A 17639-nucleotide genomic window follows, 5' to 3' on the forward strand; every position below is an offset into this window, starting at 1 on the left:
TGAGCGATGCGCCGTGGGGCTGGATTGCGGGTGCTGCCTTAGGCGGTGGCGCCATCGGGGCGCTGCTGGCCAACGGTGGTGACGGCGAAACGAAAACGAAAGTCATTGATAATACCAAAGAAGTGGAAAGTGCCACGCCGACCTTTTTGCTGTCGGACAAGGTGGGTGACAAGCAGGGTGTGCTGAGCGCGAACGCGATCACGGACGATAACACCCCGACCTTTAGCGGTAGCGGCCAACCGGGCGCGACCATTCAGATCAAAGACAGCAGCGGAAGCACCATTGCCAGCGCGATGGTGGGTAAAGACGGCACCTGGACGGTGAAACTCCCGACCCAGTCTGACGGAGAGCATACGTGGTCGGTCGTGCAGATCGACGGCAGCAAAACCACCTCTGCAGGCAGCATCACGGTAACCGTCTCCACGGCCGAGGCCTCCATTACGCTGGCGACAACGGCGGGTGACAACGTGATAAACGCCAGCGAGCAGTCTGCCGGTTTTACGCTGTCCGGCAGCAGCCAGCATCTGGCGAAGGGAACCGACGTTTCCGTGACGCTGAACGGTAAAACCTACACGGCGGAAGTGGGGGCCAACGGCGCGTGGAGCGTAAAAGTGCCAGCGGCAGACGCGCAGGCACTGGGCGATGGCACCTGGACGGTCAACGTCAGCGGCAAAGACGCGGCGGGGAATACCGTGAGCGGAAGCCAGACGATTGGCGTGGATACTGCTGCGCCAACGCTCTCTGTCGATACGCTCGCGCAGGACAATATCATCAATGCCGCCGAGCACAACCAGCCGCTGACGCTGACCGGTAAAACCAACGCGGAAGCCGGACAAATTGTGACGGTAACGCTGAATGGCAAAAACTATAACGCCACGGTGGGCAACGATGGCACCTGGTCCGTCACGCTTGCCGCCAGCGAGGTGCAGGCTCTCAGTGAGGGCAACCACACCCTGACGGTGAACGTCAGTGACAAAGCGGGTAACGGTACATCAGCGACGGCAGATTTCTCGGTTCATACTGCGGCGCCGGTCATTACCATTCACACCGTGGCGGGCGATGATATTCTCAATACCAGCGAGCAGGGCCAGGCACAGATTATCTCCGGCCAGGCGAGCGGTGCCGCCGCAGGCGATGTGGTGACCGTGACCGTGGGCGGTAAGACCTTCACCGGCGTGGTGCTGGCAGACGGCAGCTGGAGCGTAGGCGTCCCGGCGTCCGTTGTGGGTGCGCTGGGAGAAGGCCACCACACCCTTTCGGTGTCCGTGACCAATGCGGCAGGCAACACCAGCAGCGCCACGCACGGCATCACGCTGAGCGGCAACCCGCCGGAATTCACGATTGACGCCATCAGCCAGGATAACGTGCTGAATGCCCAGGAGGCGATGCAGCCGCTGAGCCTGTCCGGCACCAGCAATCTGCCTGACGGCAGCGCCATCACCGTCACGCTGAATAACGTGAATTATCCGGCCACCGTCGAAAACGGTATCTGGTCCATCCAGGTGCCGGTTTCCGACGTGTTGAATCTGGCGAACACGCTTTACACCGTTACCGTTAGCGGCACCGACAGCGTGGGCAACAGCGGTTCTGCCGAAGCGAATCTGCTGGTGGATACCGTGCTGCCGCAGGTCATTATCAACACCTTTGCAGGCGACAACCTGGTCAATAACGCCGAAGCGGGCGTGGATCAAACCCTCAGCGGTCGCGTTACCGGCGCGGCGGCGGGCGATACGGTGTCTGTTACCGTGGGCGGTAAGAGCTACAGCGCCACGGTAGGCAGCGATCTCACCTGGAGCGTCACCATTCCGTCGGCGGATCTTCAGGCGTTCGGCGATGGTGATTTAGCCTTCACCGCATCGGTAACCAACGGGCACGGTAATACCGGCACCGGCGAGCGTGATATCAACATTAACGCTCAGTTGCCGGGTCTGCGCGTGAACACCATTTCCGGCGATGACGTGATCAACGCCATCGAACAGCAGCACGATCTGACCGTCACCGGTGCCAGCACCCATCTGGCTGCGGGCACACAGATTGTCGTTACCATCAATAACGTCGAGTACGTCACCGCGGTTAACGCCAGCGGCAACTGGCAGATTGGCGTTCCGGCGGCGGATCTCCAGGCCTGGACGGCGGGCGAGGTGACGGTCAACGTCAGCGCGAAAGATGCCTGGAACAACACCGTTTCGGCAGAACACCCGATTGAACTCGACCTCAACGCCGTGGCGGTCACCATTGATACCGTCTCCAGCGATGACATGCTCAACGCGACAGAAAAAGGCAGCGATTTAACCCTGTCCGGCCAGACGCAGGGCGTGGAAGCGGGGCAGACCGTGGTGGTGAAATTTGCCGACCAGACCTTCACCGCCCAGGTGCAGCAGGATGGCTCCTGGAGCCTGACCGTACCGGCCAGCGCGATGGACACGTTGATCGACGGTCGCGCACAGGTGAGCGTCAGCGTCACCAACATCAACGGTAACAGTGCCGACGCGTCGCGCGTGGTCACGGTGGATACCCTGCCGCCAGCGATTACCCTCGATAACCTGACCGCGGATAACATCATTAATGCGGCCGAAGCGCAGCAGGATTTAGTTTTAAGCGGCAGCAGCACGGCAGAATCGGGCCAGACGGTCACCGTAACGCTGAACGGCAAAACGTACCAGACCACGGTCCAGACGGACGGTACCTGGCAGTTGAGCGTTCCGGCGGCTGACGTTGGCGCTCTGGCCGACGGTATCGTGACCGTGACGGCCAGCGTGAGCGACGTGGCGGGTAACACCAGCAGCGCCGATCGCGTCGGTCTGGTAGACGCAACCGTGCCGCAGGTGACCATCAACGACTTTGTCACCGCCACCAACACCATTAATCAGCTTGCCCATTCTCAGGCGCAGATCCTGAGCGGCTCCGTGACCGGCGCGGCAGCGGGCGACCGGGTGACCATCACCATCAACAATGTGGATTACACCACCGTGGTGGATGCGGCGGGCAACTGGAGCCTCGGTCTGCCAGCGTCCGTGGTGCAGGGGCTGGCCGACGGTACCTGGACCATCGACGTCTCCGTGACCGACAGGTCCGGTAATACCGGAAGCAGTTCGCTGGATGTGGTGGTGAATACCGTGACGCCGGTCATCGGTATTAATACCCTGGCAGCAGATGACGTGATCAATGCGACCGAGAAAGGTCAGGATCTGCAACTCTCCGGTACCAGCAACCAGCCGGAAGGAACCCGTATCACCGTCACCCTGAACGGCATCGACTACACGGCTATTGCCGATGCCAGCGGTAACTGGAGCGTCACCGTACCGGCGACGGCGGTAGGTGCGCTGGGCGAAGCGCATTACACCGTGACGGCGAACGTGACCGACAGCGTGGGCAACAGCGCCTCTGCAAGTCACGATGTGCTGGTGGACAGTTCGCTGCCGGTTGTGACGATCAATACCCTGGCGGGCGATAATATCGTTAACGCAGCGGAGGTTGCGGCAGGGCAAACCCTGACCGGTAAAGTGACTCACGCGGCGCCAGGTGACACTGTCACGATTATCCTTGGCGGCCAGACATACACGGCCACCGTGCAGGACGATCTCACCTGGAGCCTGCCGTTAAGCGAGGGCCAGTTAACCGCGCTCGGCAATGGCGATTTGACGCTGTCAGCCAGCGTCACCAACGCCCACGGTAATACCGGCTCATCCTCTCTGGACTTCACCATCGACGCCCAGCTTCCTGGACTGCGTATTGACACCGTGGCGGGCGATGACGTGATTAACATCATCGAACACGGTCAAAACCTGATTGTGTCCGGCTCCAGCACCGATCTGGTCGCGGGCAGCACCGTCACGGTAACCATTAACGGCAGCAACTATTTCGCCACCGTGCTGGCGGACGGCACCTGGAAGGCGGCGATCCCGGCCGCGGATGTGTCGCAGTGGGCGGACGGTTCGCTCGATATCAAGGCAAGCGCACAGGATACCTCCGGCAACCCGGTGAATATTGGCACCGTTGTGGATGTCGATCTCGCGCCTGTCGCCATCACTATCAGCAACGTGACCGACGATAATGTGCTGAACGCGGCGGAAAAAGGTCAGGATCTGCTGCTTTCCGGCACCACCTCCAATGTGGAAGCGGGTCAGACCGTGACCATTACCTTTGCGGGTAAAACCTGGACCACGACCGTGGACGCCAACGGCGACTGGACGTATACCGTACCGGCAGCCGATCTGAGCGGCCTGAAAGACGGCGACGCCAGCGTGCAGGTTAACGTCACCAACGCGAACGGCAACGCGGCATCGTCCGCGCAGGAATTCAGCGTCGATACCACTGCGCCAACGGTCAGCATCAACACCATCAGCAATGACAATATGCTCAACGCGGCTGAGGCGGGGCAGGATTTGACCCTGAGCGGCTCCACCACGGCCGAAGCCGGCCAGACGGTGACGGTCTCGTTCAACGGCAAGCAGTACACCGCGCAGGTGCAGGCGGACGGCAGCTGGACACTCAACGTGCCGGCGGCGGATCTGGCAGGCATCAGCGACGGTAACGCCACGGTCACGGCATCGGTTTCCGATAAAGCCGGTAACCCGACAAGCGCGGATGCCTCCGTTCTGGTGGATACCACCGTGCCACAGATTAGCTTCAACATCGTCGCGGGCGATGACATCGTGAACATTGCTGAGCACGGTCAGGCGCTGATCGTCTCCGGTAAGGTGACGGGCGCGCAGGCGGGCGATGTCATCACGGTGACCCTGAACGGGAAAGACTACACCGCAATGCTGGATGCGTCCGGGAGCTGGAGCGTGGGCGTTCCGGCAACGGACGTGGGCACGCTGGTGAACGGCAACCAGACGATCGCGGCGACACTCACCGATAAAGCGGGTAACAGCACCACCGCAACGCATGACGTTGAGGTCTCCCTGACCGCGCCGGTGATTGCCATCAATACCCTGGCGGTTGACGACGTGATCAACGCGGCCGAAAAAGGCCAGGATCTGCTGGTTTCCGGCAGCAGTAACCAGCCGGACGGCACCACCATTACGGTGACCCTGAACGGCATCAGTTACACCGCCATCACGGACACCAGCGGCAACTGGAGCGTCACCGTACCGGCGGCAAACGTCTCGGCGCTGGGCGAAGCGAGCTACGCCGTGACGGCAAACGTGACCGACGCGGCAGGTAACAGCGCGAGTACCAGCCACAGCGTTGTGGTCGACAGCGCGCTCCCGGTGGTGACCATTAATCCTGTCGCCACGGATGATGTGATTAATGCGGCAGAGGTCGCCGCAGGCCAGACCCTGAGCGGGAAAGTGAGCGGGGCAGTTAGCGGTGACACTGTCACTATTTCCATCGGTGGCAACATCTACACCGCCACGGTACAGGACGACCTGAGCTGGTCGGTCAACGTACCGTCCACGGTCTTAACCGCCATCGGTAACGGCGATCTGACGGTGTCCGCCAGCGTCACCAACGGCCATGGCAATACCGGCACCGGCGAGCGCGACATCACCATCGATGCCAGCCTGCCCGGTCTGCGCGTCGATACCGTCGCGGGCGACGATGTGATTAACAGCATCGAACATGCGCAAAATCTGATTATCACCGGGTCAAGCGATGGCCTGGCAGCCGGTTCGGCACTCACGGTAACCGTCAACGGAAAAACCTACGCGGCAACCGTGCTGGCAGACGGCACCTGGGCGGCGGCGATCCCGGCGGCAGACGTTAGCGCGCTGGGCGCAGGCACGGTCACCGTAACGGTTAACGGCCAGAGCACGGCGGGCACGCCGGTCACCATCAGCCACGACGTGAAGGTAGATTTGGCCGCAGTCGCCATCAGCATTAACCCGATTGCCACCGACGACGTGATTAACGCGACGGAAAAAGGCGCGGACCTGGTCCTGTCCGGTTCCACCACCAATGTGGAAGCTAACCAGACCGTCACCATCACCTTCGGCGGCAAGTCGTACACCGCGACTGTCGATGCCAGCGGCAACTGGACGACCACCGTACCGTCTGCCGATTTGGGCAGCCTGAAAGACGGCGACGCCAGCGTACAGGTGAGCGTGACCAACGTGAACGGCAACAGCGCGTCAGCTGGCCGTGAGTACAGCGTGGACGCGACGGCGCCGACGGTCTCGATTGACATCATCAGCGACAACAACATCATCAATGCGGCCGAAGCGCAGCAGGATCTGGTCATTAATGGCGTGACCAACGCCGAAGCGGGCCAGACGGTGACGGTCACGCTGAACGGTAAAGACTACACCACCACCGTAGCGGCAAACGGCAGCTGGAGCGTAACCGTGCCGTCTGCGGATCTGGGCGCGATTGCTGACGGTAACTACACCGTCAGCGCCGCCGTCGCGGATAAAGCGGGCAACCCGGCCTCCGCCGATCGCGACGTGCTGGTTGATACCACCGTTCCACAGCTGACCATCCACACCGTATCCGACGACGATGTGATCAACAGCGCCGAACATGCGCAGGCGCTGATTGTCACCGGTTCTGTGTCCGGCGCGGCGGCGGGTGATGTGGTCACCGTGACGATCAACAATAAATCATACACAGCCACTCTGGATGCCTCCGGCAACTGGAGCGTGGGCGTACCGGCGGCGGATGTGACCGCGTTGACCGCGGGAGATTACACCATCACCGCGGCGCTGACCGATAAAGCGGGCAACAGTAACAGCACCACACACAGCGTGGAGGTAAACCTGAGCGCGCCGGTGCTGACCATTGACACCGTTTCCGGTGACGATGTGATCAACAGTTCAGAGAAAACCCAGGATCTGACGATCTCCGGTACGGCTTCCGGCCTGGCGGCAGGCGCGGCGGTGACCGTGATGCTCAACGGCAAAGCGTACGGCGCAACGGTGGACGCTAACGGTAAATGGACGACCACGGTTCCGGCGGATCAGGTTGGTCAACTGGGTGAAGCGCTTTACACCGTTACCGCGTCAGCAACGGACGGCGTTGGCAACAGCACCGGTACCTCTCATACCGTGAATGTCGAGTCCGTTCTGCCGGGTGTCATTATCAACACCGTGGCGGGCGATGACGTCATTAACGCGGCTGAACTGGCGGCAGGCCAGAGCATCAGCGGCTCGGTAGTCAATGCCGAAGCAGGCAACACGGTTACCGTGACTCTCGGAGGCAAAACGTATACCGCGACGGTCCAGAGCGATCTCACCTGGTCCGTTAACGTGACGCAAGCCGAACTGACAGCGCTGGGCAACGGCGAGTTGACCGTATCTGCCAGCGTAACCAACGGCGTGGGTAACAGCGGCTCCGCTGAGCGCGATATCACTATCGACGCTAACCTGCCTGGGCTGCGCGTCGATACCGTCGCGGGCGACGATGTGATCAACAGCATCGAACATAATCAAAACCTGATTATTACGGGTACAAGCGACGGGCTGACGGCGGGCACGGCGCTGACCGTCACCGTGAACAATAAAACCTACCCGGCGACCGTCCTGGCTGACGGCACCTGGAGTGCGGCGATCCCGGCGGCGGACGTGGGTGCCCTGGCGGCAGGCACGGTGACCGTTACCGTGGCAGGCCAGAACGGTGCGGGTAATCCGGTTTCCATTGATCACGATGTGACGGTGGACCTGGCGACCGTTGCCATCAGCATTGATGCCATCGCTTCAGACGATGTGATTAACGCGGCCGAGAAGGGCGCGGATCTGGTGCTCTCCGGCACCACCTCGAACGTGGAAGCAAACCAGACCGTCACCATTACCTTTGGCGGCAAGAATTATACCGCCACGGTGGATGCTGAGGGTAAATGGACCGCCACGGTGCCAGCGGGCGATCTGGCAGGTCTGAAAGACGGCGACGCCAGCGTACAGGTGAGCGTCACTAACGTGAACGGCAACAGCGCGTCGGCGGGCCGCGAGTACAGCGTGGACGCCACTGCGCCGTCCGTGACCATCAACACGATCGCGGGTGACGACATTCTCAATGCGGCCGAAGCGAAGAGTGACCTGATCGTGTCCGGCACCAGCACCGCCGAGGCGGGCCAGACGGTGACCGTAAGCCTGAACGGTAAAGACTACACCGCAACCGTCAGCGCGGACGGCAACTGGACGCTGAACGTTCCGGCGGCGGATGTTGCGGCGCTTGGCGACGGCAGCGTGACCGTGACCGCGAGCGTGAGCGACAAAGCGGGTAACCCTGCTTCCGTTGACCATAACCTGACGGTAGATATCACCGTGCCAGCGGTCACCATCAACACCGTGGCGGGCGACGACGTGATTAACATCGCGGAGCACGCTCAGGCGCAGATTATCAGCGGTTCCGCCACCGGGGCGGCAGCGGGCGATAAGGTCACCGTCACCCTCGGCGGCCAGACGTACACCACGGTGCTGGACGCGGCGGGCAACTGGAGCGTGGGCGTACCGGCGAGCGTGATTTCCGGCCTTAGCGACGGCACCGTAACCGTCACGGCGTCAGTCACCGATGCCGCAGGCAATACCGGCACCGGCAGCCATAACGTGACCGTCGATACCGGCCTGCCGTCGGTCGGCTTCAACACCCTCAGCGGCGACAACGTGCTGAACGCGGTGGAGAAAGGCCAGGACCTGAGCGTCAGCGGCACCAGCGCCAACCTGGCAGAAGGCACCGTGGTCACCGTGACCCTGAACGGCAAGCAGTACACCGCCACCACGGCGGCGGACGGCAGCTGGAGCCTGACGGTTCCGGCGGCAGATCTGGCGGGTCTCGGTCAGGCCAACTACACCCTGAGCGCGACGGCGACCAACGGCGTGGGCAACAGCGTCAGCAACACCGCGAACCTGCTGGTGGATACTGCGCTGCCGACCGTCACCATCAACACCGTGGCGGGCGATAACGTTATTAACGCGGCGGAAGTGGCGGCCGGGCAAACCCTGAGCGGTACCGTGGCGAATGCCGAAGCGGGTAACACCGTGACCATCACCCTTGGCGGCAATACCTACACCGCGACGGTACAGAACGATCTGAGCTGGTCCGTAAACGTACCGTCTGACGTGCTGACCGCGCTGGGCAACGGCAGCCTGAGCGTGACGGCGACCGTGACCAACGGCCACGGCAACACCGGTTCCGGCGAACGCGAAATCGTTATAGACGCTAACCTGCCGGGCCTGCGCGTCGATACCGTCGCGGGCGACGACGTGGTCAACAGCATCGAACATGCGCAAAACCTGATCGTCACCGGATCCAGCGACGGACTGGCGGCGGGCACGGCGCTGACCGTCACCGTTAACGGCAAAGATTATGCGGCTACGGTGCTGGCGGACGGCACCTGGAGCGCGGCGATCCCGTCTGCCGACGTGAGCGCGTGGCCGGAAGGCAGCGTGAAAATCAGCGTCACCGGCGACAGCGCGGCGGGTAACACGATTAGCATCAGCCACGACGTGACGGTGGATCTGTCGACCGTTGCCATCAGCATCAACGCCATCGCCACCGACGACGTGATCAATGCGGCGGAGAAAGGGGCAGATCTGGTGCTGTCCGGTGCGACCACCAACGTGGAAGCCGGGCAGACCGTGACCCTGAGCCTGAACGGCAAGATCTACACCACTACCGTTGATGACAGCGGCAACTGGACGTATACCGTACCGTCCGCGGATCTGGCACACCTTAAGGACGGCGACGCCAGCGTGCAGGTGAGCGTCACTAACGTTAACGGCAACAGCGCCTCGGCGGGCCGCGAGTACAGCGTGGACGCCACCGCGCCGTCCGTGACCATCAACACGATCGCGGGTGACGACATTCTCAATGCGGCCGAAGCGAGGAGCGATCTGACCGTGTCCGGCACCAGCACCGCCGAGGCGGGCCAGACGGTGACCGTTAGCCTGAACGGTAAAGACTACACCGCAACCGTCAGCGCGGACGGCAGCTGGACGCTGAACGTTCCGGCGGCGGATGTTGCGGCGCTCGGCGACGGCAGCGTGACCGTGACCGCGTCCGTGAGCGACAAAGCGGGTAACCCTGCTTCCGTTGACCATAACCTGACGGTAGATATCACCGTGCCAGCGGTCACCATCAACACCGTGGCGGGCGACGACGTGATTAACATCGCGGAGCACGCTCAGGCGCAGATTATCAGCGGTTCCGCCACCGGGGCGGCAGCGGGCGATAAGGTCACCGTTACCCTCGGCGGCCAGACGTACATCACCGTGCTGGACGCGGCGGGCAACTGGAGCGTGGGCGTACCGGCGAGCGTGATTTCCGGCCTCAGCGACGGCACCGTAACCGTCACGGCGTCAGTCACCGATGCCGCAGGCAATACCGGCACCGGCAGCCATAACGTGGCCGTCGATACCGGCCTGCCGTCGGTCGGCTTCAACACCCTCAGCGGCGACAACGTGCTGAACGCGGTGGAGAAAGGCCAGGACCTGAGCGTCGGCGGCACCAGCGCCAACCTGGCAGAAGGTACCGTGGTCACCGTGACCCTGAACGGCAAGCAGTACACCGCCACCACGGCGGCGGACGGCAGCTGGAGCCTGACCGTTCCGGCGGCAGATCTGGCGGGTCTCGGTCAGGCCAATTACACCCTGAGCGCGACGGCGACCAACGGCGTGGGCAACAGCGTCAGCAACACCGCGAACCTGCTGGTGGATACCGCGCTGCCAACGGTCACTATCAACACCGTGGCGGGCGATAACATTATTAACGCGGCGGAAGTGGCTTCAGGCCAGACCATCAGCGGCAGCGTGACGAACGCGGAGGCGGGCAATATCGTTACCGTGACCCTTGGCGGCAACAGCTACACCGCGACGGTGCAGAACGATCTGACCTGGTCCGTGAACGTGCCGGAGTCTGTTCTGACGGCGCTGGGCAACGGCGATTTGACGGTGTCAGCGACCGTGACCAACGGTCATGGCAATACCGGGGCGGGCGAGCGCGAAATCGTTATAGACGCTAACCTGCCGGGCCTGCGCGTTGATACCGTCGCGGGTGACGACGTGATCAACAGCATCGAACACGGTCAGAACCTGATCGTCACCGGTTCCAGCGACGGGCTGGCGGTGGGAACCACGCTTACCGTGACCGTCAACGGCAAAACGTACGCCGCCTCCGTGCTGGCAGACGGTACCTGGAGCGCGGCAATCCCGGCGGCAGACGTGGGTGCGCTGGCAGCAGGCACGGTCACCATTACCGTGGCAGGCCAAAGCACCGCGGGTAACCCGGTCTCCATCAGCCACGATGTGAACGTGGATCTGGCCGCGGTCGCCATCAGCATTGATGCGATTGCTACCGACGACGTGATTAACGCGGCGGAGAAAGGTGTGGATCTGGTGCTTTCAGGCAGCACGTCGAACGTTGAGGAAAACCAGACCGTTACCATCACCTTCGCCGGGAAGACGTACACCGCGAAAGTGGATGCCGACGGCAACTGGACGGCTACCGTGCCTTCCGCAGATCTGGCGGGCCTCAAAGACGGCGATGCCAGCGTGCAGGTGAGCGTGACTAACGTGAACGGCAACAGCGCCTCTGCGGGTCGCGAGTACAGCGTGGATGCCACCGCGCCAGCCGTCACCATTGATACGGTCGCGGGCGATAACGTGATCAACGCCAGCGAAGCGTCCGCAGGCGTGGCTATCTCCGGTACCACCACCGCGGAAGCCGGGCAGACGGTTACCGTGACGTTGGGCGGTAAGAGCTACACCGTGCAGGTGCAGCAGGGCGGTATCTGGAGCGTCAACGTGCCGGGCACCGATCTCTCCGCACTGGCGGATAACGGCTATACCGTGCAGGTCAGCGTGAGCGACGCGGCGGGTAACCCGGGCAGCGCGGGTAAAGCGATTACGCTTGATACCACGCCACCGACCGTCAGCGTTAACGTTGTGGCGGGCGATGACGTGATCAACAGCGTGGAACACGGACAGGCGCAGATCGTCAGCGGCACGGCAACCGGCGCGAACGTCGGGGATAAAGTGGTCATTACGCTGGGTTCGAACCAGTACACCACCACCGTTGACGCCAGCGGCAACTGGAGCGTGGGCGTGCCGGCCAGCGTGATTTCCGCGCTGAGCGACGGCACAGTGACGCTGAGCGCAACCATTACCGACAGCGCGGGCAACAGCAGCACCCAGACGCACGACGTGGTGGTCAACACCGCCTCCGTGGCGTTGACGGTAAATACCCTCAGCGGCGATGACGTTATCAACGCGGCAGAAGCGGGTAACGCGCTGGTGATTAATGGCTCCAGCGCCCAGTTTGCCAGCGGTACGCAGGTGACCGTGACCCTGAACGGCAAGACCTACACCGCCACGATTCAGAGCGACGGCACCTGGACGACTACCGTCCCGGCCGCCGACGTAGGCGCACTGGCCGATGGCGCACGCTATCAGGTGTCTGTTTCGGCGCAGGACAGCGCGGGTAACAGCGCCTCGGCAACGCACGATATCAGCGTAGATACCACCGCGCCGGTGGTAAGCATTGCGACGCTGTCGGGTGACGATGTGCTGAACGCGGCAGAAGCGCAGCAGCCGCTGACGGTTCACGGTGCCTCCAGCGCCGAGGCCGGCCAGACCGTTACCGTGACGCTGGGCGGCAAAACCTATACCGCTACCGTGGCCAACGACGGCACCTGGACGCTGGACGTACCCGCGGCGGATCTGGCCGCGCTGAGCCAGGGGGCGCTGACGTTGACCGCCTCGGTCAACGACAAAGCCGGGAACAGCGGTCAGACGACGCACACCTTAACGGTGGATACCGTCGCGCCGACCGTGACCATCAGCACCGTGGCCGATGACGACATCGTTAACAATGCCGAGCAGCTGGCGGGCCAGACCATCAGCGGTACCACCACGGCGGAACAGGGCCAGACGGTGACCGTCTCCTTCAATGGGCACAGCTATCAGGCCACCGTCGGGGCAGACGGATCGTGGTCGGTCTTCGTGCCGGGCCGTGACTTCCTCGGCCTGAGTGACGGGCAGTACGCGATTACCGCCACGGTGAGTGATAAAGCGGGTAACCCTGGCAGCGCAACGCACGACGTAACGCTGAACGGTGACGTCCCAGCTATCACCATCAACACCTTTGCGGAAGATGACATTGTCAGCGCCGCCGAACACGGCACGCCGCTGGTCATCAGCGGCACCACCGACGCGCCTGCGGGCCAGACGGTGACCATCACGCTGAACGGTAAAACCTACACGGCGACCGTTCAGAATGACGGCACCTGGCGCTATACGGTCGGAAGCGCAGACGTGACCGCGCTGGCGGACGGCGGTTCGTACGTCATTAACGCGCAGGTCAGCAACACCATCGGCAACAGCGGCAGCGATAACCACAGCGTCACCGTGGATCTCACCGCGCCGTCGATGGGCATCAGCATTGATTCTCTGCAAAACGACACTGGCCTGAGCGCGAGTGATTTCATCACCAACGACGCTCAGGTCGTTGTCAACGGCTCGCTGACCGCGCAGCTCGGCAATAACGAGAAGGCGCAGATCAGCCTCGACGGTGGGGCAACCTGGATTGACCTGACCGTGACCGGCACCACATGGCGTTATACGGACGGCCGCACCCTGACCGACGGGACCTATCAGTATCAGGTGCGGGTGATTGATAACGCGGGCAACGTGGGGTCAACGGACAGCCAGGACGTGGTCATTGATCTGACGAAACCGGCGGCAACGACCATTACCGTGGATTCCGTTTCCCAGGATACCGGCCTGTCCGACAGTGACTTCATCACCAGCGACAACCAGATCAGCCTGAAAGGGACGCTCGGCGCGGCGCTGGGCAGCGGTGACCACGCGCAGATCAGCCTCGACGGCGGTCTGACCTGGACCGACGTCAGCGTCAGCGGGCTGAGCTGGACGTATGTCGATGGCCGCACGCTGGCCGACGGAGATTACAACTACCAGCTGCGCGTAATTGACGACGCGGGGAATATCAGCGCCACCACCAGCCAGGTAGTGACCATTGATACCGTCGCGCCGGACGCCAGCAAAACCATCGCCATCGACCGCATCAGCGACGATACCGGCCTGAGCAGCAGCGACTTTATCACCAACGATACGTCCCTGACGCTGCACGGCTCGCTCGGCGCGACGCTGGCTGACGGCGAGTACGCCCAGATCAGCATCGACGGCGGCGTCACCTGGCAGAACGTGATTGTGACCGGCAACAGCTGGTACTACGTCGACAGCCGCACGCTCGGGAACCAGACCTATGACTACTACGTTCGCGTGGTGGATGCGGCGGGCAACGTGGGGGCCAGCGCTCATCAGCAGGTGACCGTTGATACGGTCGCCCCGGATGCGGCGATTACGGTGACCGTGGATAACATTACCGTCGACACCGGGTTTGACAACAATGACTTCCTGACCAGTTCGACCTCGTACACGTTGCACGGCACGCTTGGCGCAGAGCTGGGGGCGGGTGAGTTCGTTCAGGTGAGCATGGATGGCGGCACCACCTGGGTGTATGCCACCGTGAGCGGGACCCAGTGGAGCTACAGTGATACGCGTACCCTGACCGACGGTAGCCATAACTACCAGGTGCGGGTGATTGACCAGGCGGGTAACGTCGGGGCAACCACCTCGCAGGCGGTGACGGTGGATACTCAGGCGCCGCAGTATGGCATCACCATCGACAGCATCAGCGAAGATACCGGTCAGTCCGGGAGTGATTTCATCACTATGGACACCACGCTGACCATTAACGGCTCGCTGGGCAACGCGCTGGCAAACGACGAGCGCGTGCAGATAAGCCTCGACGGCGGGAATACCTGGTCTGACGCCACGGTCACCAACCAGCGCTGGAGCTACACCGATACCCGCGATCTGGCGGACGGCGATTACACCTACCAGGTGCGGATCATCGACCAGGCGGGTAACGTGGGCTCTACCGCGTCGCAGGTGGTGACAGTGGATACCACGCCGCCAGACACGGTGGGAACGGTCGTGAGCTATACCGACGTTGAAGGGGAACGTACGGGCACCTTTGGCAGCTCGGTCGCCACTGACGATAACTCACCGGTGATCAACGGGACGCTCAACCGCGCCCCGGACGACGGCGAGATCGTCCAGCTTTACCGCGATGGCGTCTTGCTCGGCCAGGTGACCATGAACGGCAGCGCAAGCTGGTCCTTCCAGGATAACGGCCTGAGCGATGGCAATCACACCTACATTGTGCGTGTCACCGACAAGGCCGGTAACTATACGGAATCGGACGGCTTTGTGCTGAGCGTGGATACCAGCATACCGACCACCACGGCGGCGATTACCGCGCAGACCACGTCAGATACCACGCCGATCGTCAGCGGGACCGTCTCCGCCGATCTGGTGAACGGTGAGTATCTGGTGGTGACGGTGAACGGGAAAACCTACACCTCCCAGACGGGCGGTGCGGTGGTGGTCGATCCGGATCACAACACCTGGTATCTGCAGATCCCGGACAGCGATGCACTGAACGTCGCGAGCTACAGCGTGACGGCGCAGGTGAAGAGCAGCGCGGGTAACGGCAATACCACCGGGACGACCACCGGCAGTCTGGTGATTGACACCACCACGGTGAATACCGACTGGGCAACCACGGCGGGGAACAGCAACAACTCCACCATGACCCTTGGCATGAACAGCAGCGGTCTGTGGAATATCATTGCGAACGGCCAGTCTTACTCCAGCAGCGATAGCTCGACCTATGCCGGAAATACGCTGACCAACACCCGTAATTACTACGTGGTGAGCCAGACCGCCGCTGACTTTGACCGTAACGGCACGCAGGACATTTTCGCCACGGAGAACACCTACGCGGGATCCACGCAGGTGATGTGGACCTACGATGGTAGCACCTATAACGCCAGCCAGCTGGGAATGGGCACTACCATCTGGTACGGCGGCGTGATTGCGTACGACAAAACCGGTGATGGTTATCTGGATCTGGCCTACGGCGATGCGGGTGCAGACTCCATTACGTACCTGATCAACAACAACGGGGTACTGTCGCCGGACGGCACCAACGGCGGCGCAGGTTTCTGGGGACAATTCACCACCATGCGTGAAATCTCCGGCGTTGACCTGAACAACGACGGCACGGTGGATATTGTTCAGCACACCAACCGCAGCGGCGCGTACTCGTTAACCGTAATCAACAACAACGGCAACGGCACGCTCTCTATCGGCCAGAACCTGACCAACGTGTTTGTGGTCAACGCCGCGAACACCACCACGGCGGCGTCCATGACGTGGGCAGACTTCAACGGCGATGGCTACATGGATCTGTACCTGGGCAGCAGCTACAACAACAACGGCGGGGTGATCTACTACAACGACGGCACCGGGAAGCTCTCAACCACCAAGAGCGCGGTGGAAGCCTCTAACGCGTCGGCGGGGTATCTGTCGGTGGCGGTGGACTGGAACGGCGACGGGCAGATGGACATCATCAAGCTCAGCACCTACGGCGCGTCACAAACGGCGACCCTGTTCACCAACAACGGGTACGGTTCCACCTGGACCTCCAGCCAGCTGGCATCCGGTATCGCCTACGCTACCGGCGTGGCCGCGGTGGACTACAACTGGGACGGCGCGAAGGATCTGCTGGTGTCTCAGCAGAACGGCAAGGTGGTGCTGGTTCAGAACAGCAAAACCATTGCGGACGGCACCGCGATGCATCTGCACATTGTCGATAGCGAGGGTATCAACGCTTACTACGGCAACACGGTCAACCTGTATAACGCCGCAGGCGTGCTGGTGGCCTCGCAGATCATCAACGCCCAGTCCGGTATCGGGTCGAACGATACCTCTGCGCTGGTGAGCTTCTACGGTCTGGATCCGAATGAAACCTACTCGGCAGAGATTGTGAAGATCACCAACGGTGTGTCGGATAACGTCACCTGGAGCGGTCTGGACGCGGGCAACGGCAAAGAGGGCTACGTCCTGACGGCCGAAGCGGCGACCGGCGGCCACAGCGGGACAATCACCGGGACCGGGTATAACGACACCTTCATTGCAGAAGATGGCACCTATACCTACAACGGCTCCGGCGGCTGGAATACCCATTCCGACTACGACACCTGGAGCAACACCGGTGGGATGGACGTGGTGGATTACCGCAATGCGACCTCCGGCGTGACCGTTGACCTGCGCCTTTCAACCGCACAGGACACTGGCTTTGGTACCACACGGCTGTTGAATATTGAAGGCATTAACGGTTCGGACTTCGACGATGTTATCACCGGCAACAGCGCTGATAACCGGTTCGAAGGCCGCGGCGGGAATGACACCTTCAACATCGGCAGCGGCGGTCACGATACGTTGCTCTACAAGCTGATCAACGCGTCGGATGCCACGGGCGGTAACGGTCACGATGTGGTGAACGGCTTTACCGTCGGCACCTGGGAAGGGACGGCGGACACGGACCGTATTGACCTGCGCGATCTGCTCTCAGACAGCGGCTATACCGGCACGGGCTCAGCGAGCTATGTGAACGGCGTGGCGACGCTGGACAGTAGCGCGGGCAATATCACCGATTACATCCGCGTGGTGCAAAACGGCAGCAATACCGAGATCCAGGTTGACCTGGACGGTACCGGCGGCCAGTTCTCGCCAACCACTCTGGTGACGCTGAACGGCGTGCAGACGGATCTGGCGACGCTGCTGGCTAATCATCAACTGTTAATTGCGTAAAACCCTGCCGCGGGGAGCGAT

General features: G+C 62.1%; 1 pseudogene. It reads left to right on the plus strand.

Going from position 1 to position 17639, the window contains the following annotated elements:
* Window positions 1-35: 35 nt before the first annotated feature.
* Window positions 36-17618 (plus strand): annotated as a pseudogene (locus ACMGGM_RS01600) (Ig-like domain-containing protein); the annotation flags it as partial.
* Window positions 17619-17639 lie beyond the last annotated feature (21 nt).

Source organism: Enterobacter sp. BNK-14 (assembly GCF_047456095.1).
Lineage (GTDB): Bacteria > Pseudomonadota > Gammaproteobacteria > Enterobacterales > Enterobacteriaceae > Enterobacter > Enterobacter kobei.